The 21,065-nt window shown below is 56.4% G+C and carries 18 protein-coding genes; 3 read left to right on the plus strand and 15 right to left on the minus strand.

The annotated features are described in order from the left end of the window. Positions 1 to 129: 129 nt before the first annotated feature. From AACS24_RS11815 to tapM, 9 genes are all read right to left on the minus strand, one after another. Positions 130 to 1,002 carry a Dam family site-specific DNA-(adenine-N6)-methyltransferase gene (locus AACS24_RS11815; protein ID WP_033113856.1) on the minus strand — a complete coding sequence of 291 codons (873 nt, stop codon included), beginning with the start codon at positions 1,000 to 1,002 and terminating at the stop codon, positions 130 to 132. Between the two features lie 70 nt (positions 1,003 to 1,072). Beyond that, the gene (locus AACS24_RS11820; RefSeq protein WP_108570788.1) at positions 1,073 to 2,647 is read right to left on the minus strand and encodes an SPOR domain-containing protein; all 1,575 of its coding nucleotides are present in this window, start codon (positions 2,645 to 2,647) and stop codon (positions 1,073 to 1,075) included. After that, positions 2,640 to 3,719 carry a 3-dehydroquinate synthase gene (gene aroB / locus AACS24_RS11825; RefSeq protein WP_108570789.1) on the minus strand — a complete coding sequence of 360 codons (1,080 nt, stop codon included), beginning with the start codon at positions 3,717 to 3,719 and terminating at the stop codon, positions 2,640 to 2,642. The genes AACS24_RS11820 and aroB overlap by 8 nt, the downstream gene beginning before the upstream one ends. Before the next feature lie 14 nt (positions 3,720 to 3,733). Further along, entirely contained in the window at positions 3,734 to 4,252 is a 519-nt protein-coding gene (gene aroK, locus AACS24_RS11830; protein WP_033113859.1) for a shikimate kinase AroK, read from the minus strand. A gap of 191 nt (positions 4,253 to 4,443) precedes the next feature. Beyond that, positions 4,444 to 6,654 (minus strand): type IV pilus secretin PilQ, encoded by a 2,211-nt coding sequence (locus AACS24_RS11835; RefSeq protein WP_108570790.1) that lies wholly within the window; start codon positions 6,652 to 6,654, stop codon positions 4,444 to 4,446. 16 nt (positions 6,655 to 6,670) lie between these two features. After that, positions 6,671 to 7,204: a pilus assembly protein PilP gene (locus AACS24_RS11840; protein ID WP_108570791.1), complete on the minus strand. Its 534-nt coding sequence runs from the start codon at positions 7,202 to 7,204 to the stop codon at positions 6,671 to 6,673. Beyond that, entirely contained in the window at positions 7,204 to 7,800 is a 597-nt protein-coding gene (gene tapO, locus AACS24_RS11845; protein WP_033112649.1) for a PilO family type IV pilus biogenesis protein TapO, read from the minus strand. Before tapO ends, AACS24_RS11840 begins: the two co-directional genes overlap by 1 nt. Next, a complete protein-coding gene (gene tapN, locus AACS24_RS11850) occupies positions 7,797 to 8,375 on the minus strand; it encodes a PilN family type IV pilus biogenesis protein TapN (protein ID WP_108570792.1) in 579 nt (192 codons plus the stop codon). The genes tapO and tapN overlap by 4 nt, the downstream gene beginning before the upstream one ends. Further along, the gene (gene tapM / locus AACS24_RS11855; RefSeq protein WP_308810130.1) at positions 8,363 to 9,427 is read right to left on the minus strand and encodes a PilM family type IVa pilus assembly protein TapM; all 1,065 of its coding nucleotides are present in this window, start codon (positions 9,425 to 9,427) and stop codon (positions 8,363 to 8,365) included. Before tapM ends, tapN begins: the two co-directional genes overlap by 13 nt. Positions 9,428 to 9,725: 298 nt before the next feature. Between tapM and AACS24_RS11860 the strand changes: the two genes are divergently transcribed. Continuing rightward, the gene (locus AACS24_RS11860) at positions 9,726 to 12,182 is read left to right on the plus strand and encodes a penicillin-binding protein 1A (RefSeq protein ID WP_108570794.1); all 2,457 of its coding nucleotides are present in this window, start codon (positions 9,726 to 9,728) and stop codon (positions 12,180 to 12,182) included. 48 nt (positions 12,183 to 12,230) lie between these two features. On the opposite strand, the gene oxyR is transcribed toward AACS24_RS11860, so the two are convergent. The 4 genes from oxyR to AACS24_RS11880 form a co-directional block, all read right to left on the minus strand. Continuing rightward, positions 12,231 to 13,130: a DNA-binding transcriptional regulator OxyR gene (gene oxyR / locus AACS24_RS11865; protein ID WP_108570795.1), complete on the minus strand. Its 900-nt coding sequence runs from the start codon at positions 13,128 to 13,130 to the stop codon at positions 12,231 to 12,233. A gap of 151 nt (positions 13,131 to 13,281) precedes the next feature. Continuing rightward, the gene (locus AACS24_RS11870; protein WP_108570796.1) at positions 13,282 to 14,922 is read right to left on the minus strand and encodes a methyl-accepting chemotaxis protein; all 1,641 of its coding nucleotides are present in this window, start codon (positions 14,920 to 14,922) and stop codon (positions 13,282 to 13,284) included. Between the two features lie 171 nt (positions 14,923 to 15,093). Next, positions 15,094 to 15,732, minus strand: a complete 639-nt coding sequence (locus tag AACS24_RS11875; RefSeq protein ID WP_108570797.1) for a DsbA family protein — start codon at positions 15,730 to 15,732, stop codon at positions 15,094 to 15,096. A 78-nt stretch (positions 15,733 to 15,810) separates the two neighbouring features. After that, complete coding sequence (locus AACS24_RS11880; protein WP_108570806.1) at positions 15,811 to 16,671, minus strand: Vmh family MBL fold metallo-hydrolase; 861 nt, start codon at positions 16,669 to 16,671, stop codon at positions 15,811 to 15,813. Between the two features lie 123 nt (positions 16,672 to 16,794). Between AACS24_RS11880 and AACS24_RS11885 the strand changes: the two genes are divergently transcribed. Next, complete coding sequence (locus tag AACS24_RS11885) at positions 16,795 to 17,694, plus strand: LysR family transcriptional regulator (protein WP_108570798.1); 900 nt, start codon at positions 16,795 to 16,797, stop codon at positions 17,692 to 17,694. 65 nt (positions 17,695 to 17,759) lie between these two features. On the opposite strand, the gene AACS24_RS11890 is transcribed toward AACS24_RS11885, so the two are convergent. After that, the gene (locus tag AACS24_RS11890; RefSeq protein WP_108570799.1) at positions 17,760 to 18,536 is read right to left on the minus strand and encodes a BPSS1780 family membrane protein; all 777 of its coding nucleotides are present in this window, start codon (positions 18,534 to 18,536) and stop codon (positions 17,760 to 17,762) included. A 263-nt stretch (positions 18,537 to 18,799) separates the two neighbouring features. Here AACS24_RS11890 and AACS24_RS11895 point away from each other — a divergent pair, with 263 nt between their 5' ends. Beyond that, entirely contained in the window at positions 18,800 to 19,621 is an 822-nt protein-coding gene (locus AACS24_RS11895; RefSeq protein WP_108570800.1) for a peptidoglycan DD-metalloendopeptidase family protein, read from the plus strand. A gap of 67 nt (positions 19,622 to 19,688) precedes the next feature. Here AACS24_RS11895 and AACS24_RS11900 read toward each other — a convergent pair whose 3' ends face one another. Then, on the minus strand, positions 19,689 to 21,023 hold the full coding sequence (locus tag AACS24_RS11900) for an MATE family efflux transporter (protein WP_181364160.1): 1,335 nt from the start codon (positions 21,021 to 21,023) through the stop codon (positions 19,689 to 19,691). Positions 21,024 to 21,065: the final 42 nt, after the last annotated feature.

Consider the following 21,065-nt stretch of genomic DNA (forward strand, 5'->3'; position numbering starts at 1 on the left):
CGGCGCAATTTTAACGTAAATGGCGGGCGAAAACGACTCGAAAGCGGGAGAAATGGGGCAATCCCCTCCCCTGTTCCGATTCAGGTCGGCTCGCCAAACAAAAACGGCCCCAAAGGTGCCGTCTTGTTGCTAGCTCAGCGGCAGCAGCTCGCTGTCGCTGGGGTAGTAGCCCTGCTCCGGTTCGATTCCGGGCGGATAGAGCGCCAGCAGCTCGGCCACCTTGTTGCGGGTACCACCATTGCGGCTGATGGTGCGCTTGACCAGGATCTCATCGAGACGGGCTCCTCGGTAGAGCTCGCGGGTCAGTTCGATATCGTGGTTGCTGATCAGCACCGGCACCCCCTTGTGTGCCGCGGTGTGACGGGCCAGACGGGCAAGTACCGCCTGATCGTCCAGAGTAAAGCCGCCGGCTGCATAGGTGGTGAAGCTCGCCGTGGTCGAGAGCGGCGCATAGGGAGGATCGCAGTAGATAACCCAATCCTCTTCGGCCCGCTTGATGGCATCGGCGTAGCTTTCGCAGATAAAGGTCGCTTTCTGCGCCTTCTCGGCAAAGGCCCACAGCTCCTTCTCCGGGAAGTAGGGCTTTTTGTAGGAACCAAACGGGACGTTGAATCCTCCCTTCTTGTTGTAACGGCACAGGCCATTGAAGCCGTGACGGTTGAGGAAGAGGAACAGCAGGGAGCGCTCGAAGCTGGTATCGGTCTGGTTGAACTGGGTACGCAGCCGGTAGTAGGCAGCCTTGTGGTTATGCTCGGCCACAAACAGCTTGCGCGCTTCGTCGATGAAGTGATCCGGTGTCTCTTTGAGATGGTTATAGAGGGCGATCAGATCCGGATTGATGTCATTGAGCACATAGGCGTCGTAGTCGGTATTGAGGAAGACAGAACCGGCCCCGACGAAAGGCTCCAGCAACACACGCCCGGCTGGCAAACGCTCGGCGATCTCTTCAACCAGGGAGTATTTTCCCCCGGCCCATTTTAAAAAAGCGCGTGTTTTTTTCATGGAAATCCGGTGTGTAAGAAGGCAAAACCCAAAAAGGGGGTCGATTCTACCCCCTTATCCGGTATCAAGGCTATTGCTTCAGCTCTTTTTGTACCTGTGCAAACGACTTGGGCCAAGGCTGCCCTTTCAGCAGCTCGGGGGAGAGTTTGCGAATGGCGCTTTTGGCCTGGCTCAGACCGGCGTAATCTCCCTGCAATACCACATACCAGGGGCTACCGCGGAACTTGGTCTGATAGACCCACACCTTGCCCGCCAAACCATGCTCGGCAACAAACTGATCCACCGCCTTAGTGTTGCTCGCCCCCATCAACTGGATGCTGTAGTGGTTGCGCGGCTTCTTAGTGAGAGTCGCCACGGGCGTGAGCTCCACCTTGGGCGCTTGCGCGGCGGCCGGTTCGCTGCGGGTGGTTGCCGCAGGCGTAACGGTTTTGCTCGTTGCGGTAACCGGCGCACTGGTCGCTGCCTTGGCTGTGATCGTGGCCGTCGTGGCAGCACCACTCGTCACCGCCGGGCCTTTGCCGGTCAGCTCGTCAACCACATCGGTCGGCAATGCACCGCTCACCTTGGGCTCGCTCATCAGCTTTTGCACCACCTCGTCGGAGATCACCACCCGGCGCCCCTCGTAGTTGGTAGATTCGGTCGTGACGGTATCGCTGTCGACCGACTTGGGCAGCACCTTGGCCTCCGGCTGCCAATCCTTCACTACGCCAGTAGCACTGCTAGCATCGCCGCTGCCATTACCCTGTGCAGCCTGCTGGCTGCTATCGCCACCGCCAACGGTCAGGGGATCGCCGCCTGAAACAGGGATGGGCAAGGGGGTTGTCTGAGCCGGGTCTTGCATGGCAGGTTTGCTGTCGCTGCTAAACAGCGCAGGCAGCAGATAGCTCATCGCCAGCAGACCGCCAGCCACCACCGCGATGACGGTGGCAATCTTCTTGACGGGCAACTCGGCCTGGCGCTTCTTGGGCCTTCTGTCGGTCATGATATCCTCCAGTAACTGCATGATGGTGGACGGATGTCCATTCGCCGTAGTCAGGATCTCTTCCACTTTGACCTTGGGCAAGAGGGTCGTCGGGATCTTGAGCTCTTTGGCCTTTTCATACAAGAAGATGCGTTGCTCGGGTGGGCTCAGTGGCGGCACCTCCAGCTCCAGCGCCGGCATGGCTCGCCCTTTGAGCTGAGGCCGCTGGCTGCGACACCAGTGATCACTCCCGGAGACGATGATGGCCAGGCGATGCGGTGCTGCCAGCGTATCGTTGTGGCGGCTGATGGCCCACAGCTCACCCAGCAGCTCGGCAGGCAACTCGTCTGCCCGCTCGATCATCAGCAACAGGGTGGCAGGTTTGCTCCCCTCCAGCATGCGAAAGAAGCTGTCAGCCAGCGCATCCTGCGGGTTGAACAGCGGGCGCGCCACCACTTGAGGCAACAACAGCTGACGCACATCCACCATCTTCATGGCCGGGGTGCCGATCAGGCTGACAACGCGCACTTTTTCCGGCAGTTTGCCGAGCAATGACTCGCAGAGCGTGCCGCGACCGCTACCGGGCTTGCCGGAGAGAAAGATAAAAGGATGATTGAATTCAATCAGATGCAGCAGCCGGTCAACCAGCTGCCGCTGGGAAGGAAATTGAAGGAGTTTACTCACGACCTGACTCGATCACCGCCAACAACTCTGCATCGGAGACATCGGAAACCACCTGTGCGTGACCGATACCGACCGGCAAAACCAGACGCAGCTTGCCTTCCAGTACCTTCTTGTCACGACACATATGGCGAATAAAAGCGGCAAAATCCATCTCGGCCGGCGCCTTGATCGGCAAGTTTGCTGCCAACAGCAGAGCGCGAACCCGAGCGACCTCCTGCTCGGTCATCTCGCCACGGTCCAGTGCCGTCCAAGCGGCTAGCATAATACCTGCCGCCACCGCTTCACCGTGCAGCCAGTTGCCGTAGCCCTGTTCCGCTTCGATAGCATGACCAAAGGTGTGGCCCAGATTGAGCAGTGCTCGTACGCCATGCTCGGTCTCGTCCTGACCGACCACATCCGCCTTGATCTGGCAGCAGCGCTTGATGGCGTAGGCCAAAGCCGCAGGATCAAGCTGTTGCAGCAGAACCATGTTCTGCTCCAGCCAGCTGAAGAAATCTGCATCCCAAATAATGCCGTACTTGATCACCTCGGCCATCCCTGCGGCAAATTCGCGGGCAGGCAAGGTACTCAAACATTCGGTATCGATTACAACTTCTTTGGGCTGATAAAAAGCCCCAATCATGTTCTTGCCGAGGGGGTGGTTGACAGCGGTCTTACCGCCCACAGAGGAGTCAACCTGGGAGAGCAGGGTGGTCGGGATCTGGATAAAAGGAATGCCACGTTGATAGCTTGCTGCCGCAAAGCCCACCACATCCCCTATCACACCGCCCCCCAGGGCGATCAACGTAGAGTCACGGCCATGGCTGGTTTCAAGCAGAGCAGACATGATCTGCTCGAAGGTTGCCAGGTTCTTGTAAGCCTCGCCATCCGGCAGGATCAGGTGCTCGACCTGAAAACCGGAGAGTCGGGAGGTAACCAGCTCAAGATAGAGCGGGGCAACGACCGTGTTCGTCACTATCATTACCCGCTTGCCCTTGATAGCCGATGTCAGCACATCAGCACGCTGCAACAAGCCTGCAGCTATCTCGATGGGATAGCTGCGTTCACCCAATTCAACCTTCAACCGTTCCATGGACGTCCTCTTGTTTACATACCGATCAGCTTGACGATTTGATTGGCAACCACTTTTGCACTCTGCTCATCGGTATGCACCACAAAATCGGCAACCTCTTCATACAGGGCATTACGCTCTTGTGCCAGACGCTCAAGCACTTCACGAGCTGGCTCTTCGGTCTGCAGCAGAGGGCGACGCTTGTCGCGTTGTGTACGCGCCAGCTGCTTTTCAATGGTGGTTTCGAGGTAGACCACGATGCCACGAGCAGAAAGTTTATTGCGAGTTTCGCGACTCTTGATGGCACCGCCACCGGTCGCCAGCACGATACCCTGCTGTTCGGACAGCTCGCCGATCACCTTCTCTTCGCGGATCCGAAAACCCTCTTCGCCTTCAACATCGAACACCCAGCTGATATCAGCACCACTGCGGCGCTCAATCTCATGATCTGAGTCGAAAAACTCCATGTGCAGTTGTTCTGCCAGATGTCTACCTATGGTGCTCTTGCCCGCACCCATGGGACCTATCAGGAAAATATTGCGTTTCTCAGCCATGTCTTTTCGTTAGTAATTACAAACTGTACGACCCCGATAAATACTGGATCGGGGTACCTGTGAACCTTATCTTGCGATGGATCAGGTGGGGGATTATCTCAATAGAAATCGGGACTGGCAACCGCAGCCCTTACGCCCCAGCCTTGTCGGGGCGTAAGGTTATATGTGTTTTACCCTCACATGTAAAGCATTCAAAAAGCGTCGGTGACTATCTTGGGGGTCACGAAAATCAGCAGCTCACGCTTTTTGTTCTCGCTGGTTGTCTTGCGAAACAGGGCACCCAATCCGGGAATATCCCCAAGCAGCGGCACCTTGGTCACATCGCTCTTGATGGTCTGTTGATAAATACCGCCGAGTACAAGGGTCTCACCATTGTTCACCAGCACCTGAGTGGTGATGGACTGGGCGTTGATGGATACGGCATCACCTGTGCCGGTCGGCACTGTCTCACCCTTGGTATCCTGCGTCACGGTCAGATCGAGGATCACCCGGTTGTCGGGAGTGATCTGCGGCGTAACTTTCAGACTCAGTACCGCCTTTTTGAAGGTAACCGAAGTAGCACCACTGGAAGATGACTCTACATAGGGGATCTCGGTACCCTGCTCAATCAGCGCCGGTTTCTGGTTGGCGGTTGTCACCCGAGGGCTTGCGATGATTTCGGCCTTGCTCTCCTTCTCCAGTGCAGAGAGTTCAAGATCCAGAAGCGTGCCATCGGCCAGACGAGCCACCTGGAAGGCCAGTGTGCCTGCCGCATTGGTCACAGGTAGATTGACGTTCATGCGATCATCAGTTGTGGGTCTGGTAATCGTCGATGTGCCGTTGTTGTTACCCGAGGTATCGTTACCTTCGATGGATCCAGAGGTGCTGTTGCCATGGCCATCATTCTTGGTCACGCCCCAACGCACACCTAGAGCCTCGTCAAAGCCATCATCAATGGTTACCATGCGAGCTTCAATAACGACCTGCTTGACCGGTATATCGAGAATATCCAGCATTCGCTTGATATTGCTGATCACCTCAGCCGTATCCTTCACGACCAGCACATTGGTACGCTCGTCCACACTGACTGCACCGCGGGACGAGAGCAGCTTGGTACTTTGGGAGGAGAGCAATGCCGCGACTTCAGATGCTTTGGCATAGTTAATCTGCAGATATTCGGTGTAGAGCGGGGCCAAATCGGCGACCTGATTGCGACTCTCCAACTGCTGCTTCTCGCGAGTAGCAATCTCGTCAGCAGGAGCAACCAGCAGAATATTGTTGTCCAGCCGCTTATCCAGCCCACGCACCTTCAGGATGATATCGAGTGCCTGCTCCCAAGGTACGCCATCAAGACGCAGCGTGATGTTACCAGATACAGAATCGGTAGTGACCAGGTTGAGGTTATTGAAGTCAGCGATGAGCTGCAGCACGGTCCTTACAGGAATATCCTGAAAGTTCAATGAAATGGGCTTTCCTTGATACTGCTTGGAACCAGCCGCAGCCGTGCGCTTTTTCACCTCGATAATGAACATTTTGTCTGCCTGATCATAGCGATAATCAAACTGTCCATTCACCGAAAGCTCGAACAGGGTATCACTGCCCTGACGGGACACTTCGACCTGAGAAACCGGGGTCGCGAAATCCTGCACATTGATAAGGTTGAGCAAGCCGTCAGGCACGCTGGTACCGTGGAATTTGGCCATCACCGTCTGGCCGCGACTGCTCACATCCACCGCCGCGGAGCTGTTGTCCAGTGTCACCAGAAACTCGCCCTGACCATCCTTGCCACGACGAAAATCAACGCCAGTTACCGTATTGAAATAGGCTCCACCGCCACTGTTCTGATAATTATTGAGAACGGGTTTGGCTGAGGACGTTGAGGCAACAGGCATCGCCTGCGGTTGAATAGGCTGCGAACTGGCTACAACGTTGGAATTGATCAATGCCGATGTGGTGACAGGAGCTGCTGAAGTAGAAACAGGTACCGCAGCCGGAGTTAACAGAGCACTCTCTGCACTAAAAGACGCCGTTGATGCCCCCTCCCCCAACGACACCAGCAATTTGCTACCCTGCTGCTGCACTTGGTATGGGGCCAGCTGATCAAGAGCGATCTTGATATCAAGTCCGGCGCCTTTACCTTCCACCTTGATGTTATCAACCCCCTGTCTCTGGATCGGTAACGGATTGACCTTGAGGGCACCGACTGCACCGGGAATATGTAACAGCAGTTGATTGGGTTGGTAGGAGAGACGATCGGTAAAACTGCTGACTGGTTCACTAAAACTCAATTCAAGCTGCAGTTGGTCAGCAAGCAGAGGATTGACCTTGATCTCTTGCAGGGTTGCAACCGCCCAGGCCTGAGTGAAGGCACTGGCACAAAACAGCAGGGCCACCTTGGTTACATGTTCCATTGTTCTTCTCATTGCTGCTCATCCCTGATTATTGTTTTGCCTGCGTATTGGCCATGGCCAACTGGGTTTCTCTTGTTACCCAGCACCCCTTCCCATCCGGTATGGTTTCCAGCAAATCCACTGCAGTATCGGTAATTTTGATGACCCGCCCCTGATCAAGCCCCATATACTGGTTTAGCCCGACCCGCATAGACTGACCATCGGGAGTTCGGATCAACGCCCACAATTGTCCGGCCTTGGCCAATGAACCTTGCATCGACAGGCTGGCCAACGAGTAATTCTCCAATACCTCTTTTTCCCGATTGCTTACTGCTTGTGCACAATCAGGCTTTAGCTTGGCACTATTCTCAGCCCCACTGCTCGCCTCAGGCTGAGGCATCATGAAGGGACTACGCAACTCCTGTTGTTGGTAGTGCATGGGAGAAAACGGCTTAAGCTCCGGCAATGGTTCAATGGGGATCGGCGGCCTTGCTTTGACGTCGGCAATATAGGAATCGATGTCCTCCTGGCCACCACACCCCGCCAGCAGGAGAGCAGGTAACAACCAGCAGATACGCTTCATTATTTAGACCCCACTGTTTTGCCGTTATATTTGTAGGTCTTGGCCAACATCGACATCGAGATCAGGTCTCCCGAATCCTTGTTCTGATCGAGCGTAAAGGAGTCGAGGATGACGATACGAGGTAACGCAGCCATGTCAGCCGTGAACTTGCCAAGTTCATGATAGGTTCCTACCACCTCGATACGCATGGGAAGCTCAGTCGAAAATTCGTGTTTCACTTCAGGTTCCCAATTAATTCGATTCAGCTTCAAGCCGTTATCAGTGGCAATAAAACTGATGTCATCCAGTAACCCCGCTACTTCATGGGTATTGGGCAGTTGCTTTAGCTGGGTATCAACCAGATGTTCCAGCTCAACCATCTGAGCCTTGTATACCCCCAAGTTCGCAGCAAGCATCGCTTTGCTCTCAAACTGAGACTTCAGTTCAGTCTCCTTCTCCGTTTCTTGTGTCAGCACAGCCAGTGAATTTGCTATCACGTAGTAGTAGAGGAGCCCACCAGTCAACACACAGCAAAACAGAATAAAGATCACTTTTGCAGCCTTGGGCCAGCTTGCTATGTTGTTGAAATCCAACTCATTGAGTTGCTGCAGGTTCATTTTTTCTCCTTGTTCGCATCATCGGCAGCTGCCGCATTGTTGGCGATAAGGAACATCATGGAAAACTGGCTGAGGGAAACAGGCTCAACGTCGGCAGTAAAAATAGTGCTGATCTTGGACTGTCCCAGCCAACCGGAAGCATCAATCCTGCGCATCATGCTGGCTACCCGACCATATGCCTCCGTCTTGCCACTTACATCTATCGTATTGTTCTGCAAGGCGAGAGTATTGAGATAAACCCCGTTAGGCACCAAAGATGGCAGTTGGTTGAAGAGGCGAACCGGCAAGTTGCGGCGCATCTGCAACTGCTCGATAAGCTGCATCCTGTCGATAAGCTCTTTGCGCCGCTCCTTGAGCAACCGGATCTCTCCCAGATGTGCATCCAAAATAGCCATCTCCTGAACAAGACGCTGATTTCGCTGCTGCTGTGAGCCCACCTGATGCTCAACCAACCAGTCGACAGAAAAACCAAGTGCAACCGTCGCCAGCACAAAGGCTCCCAATAAGACACCAAACTGTTTCTTCTGGCGCTGTGCTCGTACCTCGCGCCAGGGCAGGAGGTTTATATTTGACATGGAGTGAAACTCCTCAGGGCCAGCCCGAACGCAGTCATATATTTCGCACCATGTGACTGTTCGACTTCACTTTTGGGTTTGCCAAACAAGGCAAAGAGATCCGGGTGCAATACCTCGCAGTTGACTTCCTCTTTCAGCTGCACCACCAGACCTGGCAACAGGCTCCCTCCACCGCTCAACACCAGCTTGGATACTTCCCGATAGCCGGAAGAGCTGCAAAAGAGTTGAATATTGCGACGAACCTGCTGAAGCAGTGAGTTGATATGGGGCATCAACACATCCAATTCATGATCCACCGGTAGCGTGCCTTTGGTCTTGGCCTGCTCTGCTTCTTCCTGCGTCATGCCATAAAAGGAGGAGAGTGCCTGGCTATATTGATCGCCACCGAAGTTTTGCAGCCGGGAGTAGATAACCTCTCCCTTAACCAGTGCCGCAAATGTCATTGAGCTGGCACCGATATCAATTACCCCCACAGGCCGTTCGCTTTCCAGCAGTTCGGGCAGACAAGTCACCACGGCGCGTCCCAGTGCATGTGACCCTATATCAACCACTTTGACCATAAAACCTGACTCGGCAAGCGCGCTAACCCTGCCATTCACGCTTTCGGTTCGTGCTGCACTGAGCAGCACATCAAGACGCTCTTCATTATTGAGAGTATTACCCAGCACCTCAAAATCGAGGCTGACCTCATCAAGCGGAAAGGGAATGATTTGCTCGGCCTCGAGCTGAACCTGATTCTCCAGCTCCTTGTCGCTGAGAGCGGCATCAAGTTGAATAACTTTGGTAATAACGTTGGAACCAGTCACAGCCGTGGCGGCATAGTCGCTGTTACCGGGTAGCAGGCGTTTAAGACTTTTGAGGGACTGGCTGACTCGCTCGATATCCTGCAACTGGTAATCCACCAGCGTCCCCTTCGGGGTAACGATATCTGCGACGGAATCGATATGCAGCTTGCCGGGACGTCCACTGAGGGTGACCGCCTTGATGGTCTGACTGCCAAAATCAACGCCCACCAACGGGAGGAGGGATCCCTTGTTGAATAGCCCAAACATATACACATCCATGCGTTATTGGGTTTGGTTTCTGGGTTGAGTGTAGGACAGCCCACCCGAAGAGGTCTTTGGCTATCCTAAATGCTCTATCTATCAATGTCATAAAGTTTATACCGAAAAGTGACTTGCCTCGCTTTCTTAATCGGAAGGCGTCTCCTTGGTTATTGCGCCCCGGAGTGCTAACCTCTCGCATCCTTCGAGGTGGGTGGCTCGCCACAGGAAAACCTCGAATTCCAGATAGCAAAAGGGCTATACTCTGCGCCCGTTGGCTAATTTTAAGACGATTGGTAGTTCTTCCATGCTGAAATGGCTCGTTCGCCTGTTTATTGTCATGATGCTGGGTGCTGTGCTGGGTGTTGCCAGCCTCATCGGTATCTACTTCTACATCAAGCCTCAACTGCCTGACGTTACTGCGCTGCGTGATGTCAAACTGGCAACTCCGATGCGGGTCTATAGTCGTGATGGCGAGTTGATCGCCCAATATGGCGAGATCCGTCGCATTCCGTTGCGTCTGGATGAAATTCCAAAGCCGATGATCGATGCCGTACTGGCAACGGAAGATGCCCGCTTCTATGAGCACCCGGGGATCGATCCCATCGGCATCCTGCGCGCAGCAACTGTCTGGGCGGTCTCCGGCCAGGCCCGTCAGGGGGCCAGTACCATCACCCAGCAGGTTGCCCGTAACTTCTTCCTGAGCAACGAGAAAACCCTGATCCGCAAGATCAAGGAGGTCTTCCTTGCCTGGCGGATTGAGCAAAACCTCTCCAAAGATGAGATCCTCGAGCTCTATCTCAACAAGATTCCCCTTGGTTACCGTGCATTTGGTGTCGGCGCAGCCGCCCAGGTCTACTTCGGTAAAGAAGTAAAAGATTTGGGACTCGACGAGATCGCCATCATCGCCGGTCTGCCAAAGGCCCCCTCCATGCTCAACCCAATCCGTTCGCCGGAGCGTGCCTTTGCACGCCGCAATGTGGTGCTGGGTCGGATGCTGGAGACAGGCAAGATCACTCAGGCCCAGTTTGACGAAGCCTCCAAGATGCCGATCAAGGCTCGTTATCACGGCGCCGAAGTGACCCTGCATGCCCCCTATCTGGGTGAGATGGTGCGCCAGAAAATGGTCGAGCAGTTTGGTGAAGATGCCTACACCATGGGCCTGCATGTCTACACCACCGTCTCTGCCGAACGTCAGCGCGCGGCCAGACAGGCCCTGCTGGACGGTGTCTTTGCCTATGACATGCGCCACGGCTACCGCGGACCGAGCGAACAATTGTGGAAAGCTGGCGAGCCGAGCTGGGACTACGAGCAGATCGTCGCCCATCTGGCCAAACAGCCTACCTATGATCCGCTGATGGCTGCCGTCGTCACCAAACTGGATGACCGTAATGCCACCCTGGTTCTGAAAAATGGCGAAGAAGCCACCCTTGGCTGGAACGGCATCAAGTGGGCTCGTGCCTTTATTACCGATGACCGCCAGGGCTATGCCCCCAAATCTGCACGGGATGTGTTGAAAGTGGGCGCCCGGATCTGGATTCGCGAGCAGGGCGAGGAGCTGTTGCTGGCTCAAATCCCGGACGTCAACGCGGCACTGGTTGCCATGAACCCGAAAAATGGTGCGCTGGAAGCGCTGGTCGGTGGCTTCAGCTTCGAACTCTCCAAGTTCAACCGGGTTGATCAAGCGCGTCGCCAGATTGGTTCCAACATCAAGCCTTTCCTCTATGCCACCGCGCTGGAGCATGGTTATACCCTGGCGTCACTTATCAACGACGCCCCGATCAACCAGTGGGATCCCTCCAAGGGGCCGATGTGGCAACCCAAGAACTCACCGGCCGTTTACGATGGTCCGACATCACTGCGCCTTGGACTGGCAAAATCCAAGAACGTCATGGCAGTACGCCTGATGCGCGCCATCGGCATGGATGAGTATGTCGACGGTTTGACCCGCTTCGGTTTTCCCCGTGATGTCATTTCTCCCCATGAAGCACTGGCACTGGGCGCAGCCGAATTTACCCCGCTTGAAGTGGTGCGCGGCTACTCGGTGCTGGCCAATGGCGGTTTCCTGGTCACCCCTTACTTTATCGACAAGGTAACTGACAGCCAGGAAAATACCCTCTATCAGGCCAATCCGGCGATCGCCTGCGCCACGTGCGAGCAGCAAAGCGATCCCCAGCAAACGGTACAAACCGCACTAACAACTGAAGGAGCGTCTGCGCCTACTGCTCCGGTGATGGCTCCGCACACTATCAGTGCCCAGAGCTCTTTCCTCATTACCGACACCCTGAGCACCGCAATCTGGGGTGGCAACGGTTGGCGCGGTACCGGTTGGCGGGCAGCGCGTGACCTGAAACGTCACGATATTTCCGGTAAAACCGGTACCACCAATGAATCACGTGATGCCTGGTACTCTGGGTACACGCCAGATCTGGTGGCAACCTCATGGATCGGCTTTGACAACCATCAGCGCGGCCTGGGCCGTGCCGAGTTTGGCGGTGGTGCTGCCCAGCCTATCTGGATCGACTTCATGAAGGTAGCGCTCAAGAATATCCCCGAGCACAAGATGCCGGTGCCAGAAGGGATCATGAGCGTCAAAATCGACAGTGAGACCGGCTTGCTGGCCACGGGTGGCGGTACGGATGAATACTTCAAGGAAGGAACCGAACCGACCCGCTATGCGACACCGACCTCTGATGGCAATCAGGTTTATGACGGCGATAACCCGAATGTAGAAGGCCCCGTCTCCACCGACGATATCTTCTAAATCAGCCCATTGATTTAAACCAAACCGGCAGCCTGCACTGCCGGTTTTTTATTGCGCCAGAGCGACCTTCATCAAGCCCGCAATTTTGGTTGCCAGTTCATTGAAACATGGACGACGTACCGAGTAGTGACGGTAGAGCAAAGAGATCGTGCGACCGGGAACCGGATCGATAACAGGTCGATAACTGACGCCCCCTTCATCACGATCGGCAGGCACAGCCAGACGGGGGATGAGGGTCATGCCACTACCAGCAGCCACCATGTTGCGCAGCGTCTCCAGACTGGTTCCCTTGAAACGCTGATCCTCACCGATGCCTCCGGCAAAGCAGAAGCCCATGGCTTGATCCCGCAGGCAGTGGCCATCCTCCAGCATCAGCAACTTTTTACCCTTGAGATGTCCGAGGGGAACCTCTTTGGCTCTTGCCTCCGGGTGCTGGCAAGGCACTGCCAGCCACATCGGCTCGTGATAAAGCGGGATAGAGCCAAAGCCCTCCATGCCAGCCATCTCGGCCAGAATGACGCAATCCAGCTCTCCCTCCTCCAGCCGCTTGAGCAAGCTCTGGGTCTGCTCTTCATAGAGATAGAATTCCAGCTGGGGGAAACTCTCGCGCAGGGCTTGGATAATACGGGGCAACAGGTAAGGTCCCACCGTCGGGATAAATCCGATATGGATCTCCCCCGACATGGGCTCGGAAAAGTGCTGACCGATACTCTTGAGCTCACGCACTTCCTTGAGCACACGTCTCGCCTGCTGGGCCATGGCATCCCCCGCAGGAGTAAACAGAACCTTGCGTGAGGTGCGCTCAATCAGGATCACCCCGAGTTCATCTTCCAGCTTGCGCAACTGGCCGCTCAGGGTTGGCTGGCTGACAAAGCAGCGCTCGGCCGCCTTGCGAAAGTGCTTTTCCTCATCCAGTGCCACCAGATATTCGAGATCACGAAGGTTCATACAGCAAGAGTCCTGCCCGGCAAATGGGTCAACAGAATGCCCAATATCCGCACCAGGAACAAGCCATCGCCATCCCAGGGCTTACGCCATATTGCTGCGTTAATAAAAAAGGCCGACAACCTTGCGGTTGTCGGCCTTGCTTTTGTAACAATCAAACCCGGAAACGGCGCACCATCTCCTGCAGCTGAGTCGCCAGATGGTTCAGTTCATTGCACGCCTGCGCCATCTGGGTTGCACCGGAAGCAACCTCCTCGGAGGCGTGGCTGATATTGACCACGTTGCGGTTGAGCTCTTCGCTCACCGCCCCCTGCTCTTCGGTCGCTGTCGCGATCTGGATATTCATGTGAGAGATACTGCTGACCGAACCACTGATCTGGGAGATAGACTCGCCAGCTTCCCGCGCCGTGGCCACAGTGGTATTCATCAGATCCTGGCTCTGCTGCATGGTGCTGCCAGCCTGCTCGGCACGTTGTTGCAGTTCGGCGATGATGTTGTTGATTTGGGAAGTGGAGTCCTGAGTACGTTTGGCCAAGGTTCTCACCTCGTCCGCCACCACCGCAAACCCTCGCCCCTGTTCACCGGCACGGGCAGCCTCGATAGCCGCGTTGAGCGCCAGCAGGTTGGTCTGCTCGGCAATGCCGCGGATCACTTCCAGCACCATGCCGATGTTGCGACTGTCATCACCCAACTGGCGGATCACCACTGCCGTGCTCTCGATAGCACTCGCCACCCGCTCGATTCGCTGGATGGAATCATTGACCGTCTTGGCACCCAGTTCAGCAGTTTCACTGGCAGAAGTGGCCGCACTGGCGGCATCGCTGGTGTTGCGCGATACCTCCTGTACTGTGGCTTGCATCTCGTTCATCGCCGTTGCCAGCTGATTGAGCTCATGCTGCTGGGAATGCATATTGTTGGCAGACTGGCTGGCGACCGAGCTAATCTCCTCGGCAGCAGAACTCAGCTGCACTACTGAACCTGATACTTCGCTGACCAGAGTACGCAAATTGGTCTGCATCTCGCCAAACCCCTTGGCCAGCGTACCCAATTCGTCGTTGTTGAACTGCTGCATATCGATGCGCGAGGTGAGATCCCCGCCAGAGACTCTGCGAGTCTGCTCAAGGAGAACCATAACCGGATTGCGGATCTGGCCGGTCAGCAACCAGGCAATCACAACGACAAAGCCAAGGGTGATCAGGCTGACAACAATGCTCATGGTTCTGGCACTGTCGTAAAGATCGGCCACCCCTTTGGTCATCTGCTCCGCAATTTCATTGTTGATTTCTCGCAATCGCAGTGACTTTGCCCCCGCCTCTTCCAACGCCGCTCTGGTCTCGTTTTTGCGCAGACTTCTGACTTTATCCAGATCACCGGCAGCAAACGCATTGACCAACTCCTCATGCACCGAGAAATACTTGGCGCCAGCATTAAGCAGTTGCTCATAGGTCTGTTTTTCTTCATCGGTCGCAAAGGGCATTGCACCATATTTTTGAGCTGCAGTATCAAACGCCAGCTTGGCCTTGTTGAAGGTGAGCGTCCGTTCACTCACCTCCTGGGCGTCCTTGTTGAGCCCCGCAATCACCTGAGACAGCTCGGAACGACGCGCATCCAAGATAGCTACATGCATCTGGCTGGCATAACGGGTTGAAGGCAGCAAGTTGGTAGTAATGGTTTCGGTATCACCATAGAGCTTGGCCAACTGGCTAATCGAGAACCAGGCCAAACCCAGCACCAGCAAAGCCAGAATGGCGAATCCAAAACTCAGCTTCTGACCAATCGACATGTTTTTGAACATAGGAGGGGTTCCTTGAAATAGGTCTTCACTCCCGCGACATCCTTCGGGAATGGTCATATAGAGCATAGCCTGCAAGCAGAAAATCGAAGTGTTTCATATCTCTTCTGCATACCGGAATATCGGCCTGCCCCCTCCGCGCTAAAGGTGCATTGTCTGTTCACACTTTAATAACTATTTCATCAGCTCCAGCAGATGCTGACGCAACCCGGCTGGGTCGCCCAAGAAGTCGGGCACTCGGACAGGGCTCAGCTTGCCATCGCACTCCAGCCCAAGCGTGGGGTAGCCCTGACCACCCGCCCTCTTCATCCACCCCTGGCTGTCAGCCAAATGTTGCAGCAGAGGGGCCTGCAAATAGGCTTGCTGGAACGCGTCTTCGCTGATCCCCTGCTCTGCAGCCAGCGTGGCCAGATGTTCGGCAGAGCCCACCCAGATCCCGTCCCGATAATGGGATTGCTGGATCCGGTGCAGCATGGTCAGGCCATCACCACCCTGTGCGGTGACTGCCAGTACCGCACGGATCGGTGGTTCGGAGTCCAGCAGACAACCCTCACGCAGCAGAAGATCGTTGAAATAACGCTCGCCAAAAGGCTGACCGGTCAGCGCTTCGATCCGCTGATCATGAGGGCGGACATAGTCGCGCAGCGCTTCGCCCATCGGCTGACGACGCACACCCAGCCAGAGTCCGCCAGCATGGAGCTCAATCTTCAGCCCGGTAATGGTGGCAGCACTTTGCAGCAGGGGCACCGCACCGTAGCACCAGCCACAGAGGGGGTCATAAACGTAATGGAGAACGGGATTCTGTTGTTTCATGGTATCTCTCTTCACATTCAGGATAAAAAACCGGGCCTTCTGGCCCGGTAAAAAAACACAGGGATACGGCTCAGTGAATTACCACTTCATCTCGCCGGTATTGACCTTGGCACCGATGGCCAGACCATCGTCAACCGGCAGGGAGGGGTAGGCCTTCTTCAAGCTATCGATCAGCTGGCCGGAGTTCTTCGCCTTCGCCAACTCTTGCTCGAAACGCTGCACATAACCGCGGGTAAAGGTCACCGCTTCGCTCCCTTTCGGTTCAGCACCCAGGAAGTGGCCCGGTACTACCCGCTCGGGTTTCAGCGCCAGCAGCTTGTCGAGAGCCTGAACCCAGTTGTTGCGTGCTGCTTTGGTCTGGCTGTCTGCCATCCAGACATGCACACCGTGGTAAACCGGCACACCACCAAAAGCAGTCTTGATGGAAGGGGCCCAGAGATAGGCATTCGGTGTGTTCATCTCTTTGATTTCGATCTTCTCGCCATCAAGGGTCAGCTGGCTGGCAGTCATCACTTGCGGCACGGTCAGGCTCTTCGGCGCCCCTTTGCCCAGGATCGGACCCCAGTAAGCCAGTTTGGCATCCTTGGTCTCCTTGATGTGGTCGACCACGTGCTGGTCGGCCAGCACCTTCACGTTCGGGAAGGCTGCCAGTACCGGCTCCAGACCAAAGTAGAAGTCGGGGTCACCGGCGCTGATATAGACAGTGGTCAGCTGCTTGCCACTCTTCTTGATCATGTCGACCAGCGCCTGACCATTTTGTACGTCGAACTGGGCATCGATCAGGATGGCCTCTTTATCGCCCGCTACCAGCGAGGAGGAGACCGGGAAGATCGCCTTTTCACCGGGGTTGTAGACGGTCACGCTCAGCGGGCCCGCCAGAACGGCGCCGCTCAACAGGGTGGTGGTCAGAGTCAGGTTGCGGATCAGGTTGTTCATCATGTTTTCCTCATTAATCATTCGGGGGTTCATTTGATGGACAGAGTTTATTAGATCACTTAAGGTGCAAATACAGCACTAACAGCGCATCACTGTTGCACAAATCGAACATATAGAGAGCTATACATGGATCGACTGACCGCTTTACGGGTCTTCGTCAGCGTAGTCGAACAGGGGAGCCTGAGTGGCGCCGGCGAGAAACTGGATATGTCGCGTGCCATGGTGTCGCGCTATCTGGCCGAGCTGGAAAGCTGGATGGGCGCCCGGCTGCTGCATCGCACCACCCGGCGTCTCAGCCTGACCGGCCCGGGTGAGGAGGCGCTGAACCGGGCCCGCGCCATGCTGGCGCTGGGAGAAGAGATGGAGCAGATCGCCGTGAAGGGGGATGATGCTCCCAAGGGGCAACTGCGGATCACCAGCAGTTACTCCCTGTCGGAAGCCTTGCTGGTTGGTGCAGCCAACGACTATCTGGCGCAATATCCGGGCACCGCCATCGATATCCTGCTGCTGGACAGAACCGTCAATCTGGTGGAGGAGCGGATCGATCTGGCCGTGCGCATCACCAACGATCTCGACCCCAATCTGGTGGCTCGCCGACTTGGCACCTGCCACTCGGTGGTCTGCGCCAGTCCGGCCTATCTGGCCAACCACCAGGCACCGCAAAAGGTGCAGGATCTGGCGCTGCACAACTGCCTCACCTACACCTACTTCGGCAAGAGTCTGTGGGAGTTCAACGGCCCGGACGGCCCCGAGTCGGTGCCGGTCAGCGGCAACCTGAGTGCCAACATATCCAACCTGTTGCTGGAGGCGACGCTGGGCGGCGCCGGGATCAGCCTGCAACCGCGCTATTCCGCCCAACCCTATCTGGAGCGGGGAGAGCTGATCCCGCTGCTGACCCAGTGGCAACCCAAGCGACTCGGCGTTTACGGGGTGTATGCCACCCGTAAACAGATGTCACCGCTGCTGCGCAGCTTCCTCGATTTCCTGCTGGCTCGCATGGCGGCCGACCCGCTTTGGCGGGAGTGAAAACATCCAGCAATGCAGAAGGGGCCGCAGAGGGCCCCTTCTTTAATCAATTGTTCAAGGCTGCGTCACGCTTCGAAGCCAAACGGAGTAACCGGAGGCGTTACCTCCCCCTCTTCGTCGACGAAGATGTCGCGGTACGCCACATAGATGGAGTAGTTGAGCGCCGGGATCACCACCAGCAGACCTATCAGTAGCAGCATAGCGCCAAAGAGCAGCAGGATGGCGCAGAGGATCCCCCACCAGAAGAAGGGCCACATATTGCGCCAGCAACCGGCAAAGCTGAGGCGAGCCGCCTGCAAAATACCGATATCGTGGAAATAGATGAGGGCCGGTGCAAAGGTGACCGCCATCAGCACCGGAATAACCAGCAGCATCCCCACCAGCAGCACGATCAGCAGCTGCTGCACCTGCAGGGCAGAGACCACCATGCTATCGGGATCCTGGGTCAGCACCGAGAGTAGACCCCACATGGAAAGAAGCCCGACACAAACCAGCCCAATCAGGGTAAAGAGTGCCAATACCAGCAGACCACCCAGCATCAGGGGGGTCAGCTTGTGGCGAAAACCGGCAAAGAGGTCGTTGAAGTTGAGCGCTTCACCGCGGTATCCCCTGGCTGCCACGACGGCCCACCCCGCCCCCCACACCATGTAGAGCAGTTGGGAGATCAGCCCACCGGCTGGCAGCAGGTCGAGCACCATGCCGACGCCAAACCAGAACACCACCATGGCGACGCTGGCACCCATCCCCTTGTTGAAGATATCGAACCCGCTGCGAACCCAGACCCAGCCACGGCTGAGCGGGTGGCGTGCCGGTGCTTGGCGCAAAGGGGATAATCCATTCATGTCGTCTCCTCGGTGTATCGCAGGCATCAGTGCCGGATGCCGATTCTAGAGGCTGGGCACCAGTGACTCAATGGTGAAGCGGGTTGTCCGCGACATAAAACCTGACACAGCCGACCCCGATTGTCCGCTATTTTCACCAACCGGCACTGGCTGCAACAGCACAGAGAGGGCAAAATCGTCTCCCTGCGCCCGCAGGCCAATCAGCCAGCCCATAGAGCGCACTTTCCGCCATCAGAGGCGTTTTAACAGCGAGTGGTATCGTCATGAGAGTTGTGTGTTGTCTGTTGTTATTGCTGGCCAGCCAGTCGGCGCTTGCCGAAGGTTTTATCAGCCGTCTGCTCAACCATCCGGTGCCGGGCGGCGTCGCCGTCGTTCCCCTTGGCAAGGCATCCCCGGCGCCACAAGCACATTATCAGGGCAAGCCCGTACTGGTCGTGCAGGAAGATGGCCAGTGGATCGCCATCGTCGGCATCTCCCTCAAAAGCCCGCTTGGGGCCCAGCAACTGACCACAAGCGATGGTCGCACGCTCGCCTTTACCGTTACACCGAAGCACTACCGCGAGCAGCACATCAAGCTCAAGAACAGCCGTCAGGTCAATCCACTCGCCGAAGACATGACCCGTATCAACCGTGAACTGGCCGAGCAGACCCGTGCTTATCAAACCTTTAGTCCCAACCAGCCGAGCAATCTGATGTTCGACAAGCCGGTCGATGGCCCGCTGTCGAGCCCGTTTGGCCTGCGCCGCTTCTTCAATGGCGAGGAGCGCAATCCCCACTCCGGACTCGACTTCGCCGTCGGCGCTGGCACCCCGATCAAATCCCCCGCCGCCGGCAAGGTGATCCTGATTGGCAACTACTTCTTCAACGGCAATACCGTCTTTGTCGATCACGGTCAGGGACTCATCAGCATGTTCTGCCACATGTCGAAAATCGATGTGAAGCTGGGCCAGAGCCTACCACGCGGTGGCATTGTCGGGCGAGTCGGTTCAACCGGTCGTGCTACCGGGCCCCATATGCACTGGAACGTCAGCCTCAACGACACCCGGGTTGATCCCGCCATCTTTATCGGCGCCTTCAAACCCTGAGCAACAGCCCGTAATGACAAAGGCAGCCAATGGCTGCCTTTGTTGTATAAAACGCCCGGTATTCTGGTTAGTCCTGCGTGTGGGAGCCGGACTCCTGACGCATCGCCCGCCACATCAGCAACACCAGCAGAGTGCTGCAGGTCGGCAGTGCCAGCCACACCCCGGCCACGCCCCACAGGGTCGAGAATCCCCACAGGAAACCACCGATTAGCAGCAGCTTGCCGCCGGTCAGCAGCGATGCAATGCGGGGGCGATTGATGGCCTGAAAATAGGTGGCCCCCACCAGCAACAATCCCTCCATCGGCAGCCCCCAGAAGTAGAGCCAGATCCCGAGCGTTGCCACCGGCAGCAGAGCAGCATTGTCGCCAGCAAAGAGGTAGACAGCCCCCTCGGGCCAGAGGTAGAGCGGCACCATGCCACACAGGGCGATGGCGACGGTCACCCCCAGCGCCAGATTGCGGATCCGCAGGACCCGTTGCCAGTTGCCCGCGCCGGCATTGAAGCTGGCGATGGGCTGGATCCCCATGGCGATCCCCTCGAAGATGAGATAGAAGAAAGCCTCGGTATAGCTGATCACCCCGTAGGCAGCGACATGCAAAGAGGTGCCGACAGCCAGCAACGCCTTGTTATGCAGCGCCAGCACCACCGAGAGGTAGAGGTACATCAGGAAGCTGGAGAAACCGAGTTTCACCGTCTCCAGCATCAACCGCCAGTCGGGCAGCAGGGTATCCCAACCGATGCGCAACTTGCTGCGCGGAGTAAAGAAGTGCCACAAACAGAGGCCGCCGGTAACCGCCTGGGAGAGCATGGTGGCAATCGCGGCGCCAGCCAGCCCCCATGGAATGACCGCCATCAGCAGATAGTCGAGCAGCACATTGAGCAAGCCGCCCCCGACCAGGATCCAGGTAGTCAGTCCTGGCCGCCCGTCGTTGCGCAGCAAGGCGGTAAAGGCCATGGAGAGCACGGCAAAGACGCCGAGCCAGGCATACCACTGCAGATAGGCCAGACCAGCGGTGAAAATATCTCCTTCGGCCCCCATCCAGGCCAGCATCTCATCGCCATAGTTGATGCCGATGAAGGCGAGCACGGCGGCGGCTACCAGCACCATCATAAGCGCATTGCCGACGATATGGCGCGCCCGTTTTTGCTCCCCCTTGCCAAGGTAGAAAGAGGCGAGCGAGGAGGAGCCCATGCCGATCAGCGCACCAACGGCGTAGAGCACGGCGCAGATGGGATAGGCGAGCATCAGTCCGGCCAAGCCATCCTGCCCCAGAATATGGCCGACAAAGATGCCATCTATGGTGACGTAGATGCCGGTGACCAGCATGGCAGCAACGGTCGGGGTGACATAGCGCCAAAAGAGGCGGGAAAGAGGGGCGGTGCCCAGATCGACTGCGGACATAAAACGCTCAATGGAGGGAAAAACGGCCAGAATAATAGCCAA

The organism is Aeromonas sp. HMWF016, from assembly GCF_963878195.1.
GTDB classification, from domain to species: Bacteria; Pseudomonadota; Gammaproteobacteria; order Enterobacterales; family Aeromonadaceae; genus Aeromonas; species Aeromonas lacus.

Bases quoted from the DNA above. Each gene is read 5' to 3' on its own strand.
- AACS24_RS11840 (WP_108570791.1), bottom strand. From the start codon at position 7,204: ATGAAGCGTATCTGCTGGTTGTTACCTGCTCTCCTGCTGGCGGGGTGT.
- AACS24_RS11875 (WP_108570797.1), bottom strand. From the start codon at position 15,732: ATGAAACAACAGAATCCCGTTCTCCATTACGTTTATGACCCCCTCTGT.
- tapM (WP_308810130.1), bottom strand. From the start codon at position 9,427: ATGTTTGGGCTATTCAACAAGGGATCCCTCCTCCCGTTGGTGGGCGTT.
- aroB (WP_108570789.1), bottom strand. From the start codon at position 3,719: ATGGAACGGTTGAAGGTTGAATTGGGTGAACGCAGCTATCCCATCGAG.
- AACS24_RS11900 (WP_181364160.1), bottom strand. From the start codon at position 21,023: ATGTCCGCAGTCGATCTGGGCACCGCCCCTCTTTCCCGCCTCTTTTGG.
- AACS24_RS11880 (WP_108570806.1), bottom strand. From the start codon at position 16,671: ATGATGAACAACCTGATCCGCAACCTGACTCTGACCACCACCCTGTTG.
- AACS24_RS11870 (WP_108570796.1), bottom strand. From the start codon at position 14,922: ATGTTCAAAAACATGTCGATTGGTCAGAAGCTGAGTTTTGGATTCGCC.
- oxyR (WP_108570795.1), bottom strand. From the start codon at position 13,130: ATGAACCTTCGTGATCTCGAATATCTGGTGGCACTGGATGAGGAAAAG.
- AACS24_RS11885 (WP_108570798.1), top strand. From the start codon at position 16,795: ATGGATCGACTGACCGCTTTACGGGTCTTCGTCAGCGTAGTCGAACAG.
- tapN (WP_108570792.1), bottom strand. From the start codon at position 8,375: ATGTCAAATATAAACCTCCTGCCCTGGCGCGAGGTACGAGCACAGCGC.
- AACS24_RS11895 (WP_108570800.1), top strand. From the start codon at position 18,800: ATGAGAGTTGTGTGTTGTCTGTTGTTATTGCTGGCCAGCCAGTCGGCG.
- tapO (WP_033112649.1), bottom strand. From the start codon at position 7,800: ATGAACCTGCAGCAACTCAATGAGTTGGATTTCAACAACATAGCAAGC.
- AACS24_RS11890 (WP_108570799.1), bottom strand. From the start codon at position 18,536: ATGAATGGATTATCCCCTTTGCGCCAAGCACCGGCACGCCACCCGCTC.
- aroK (WP_033113859.1), bottom strand. From the start codon at position 4,252: ATGGCTGAGAAACGCAATATTTTCCTGATAGGTCCCATGGGTGCGGGC.
- AACS24_RS11860 (WP_108570794.1), top strand. From the start codon at position 9,726: ATGCTGAAATGGCTCGTTCGCCTGTTTATTGTCATGATGCTGGGTGCT.
- AACS24_RS11835 (WP_108570790.1), bottom strand. From the start codon at position 6,654: ATGAGAAGAACAATGGAACATGTAACCAAGGTGGCCCTGCTGTTTTGT.
- AACS24_RS11815 (WP_033113856.1), bottom strand. From the start codon at position 1,002: ATGAAAAAAACACGCGCTTTTTTAAAATGGGCCGGGGGAAAATACTCC.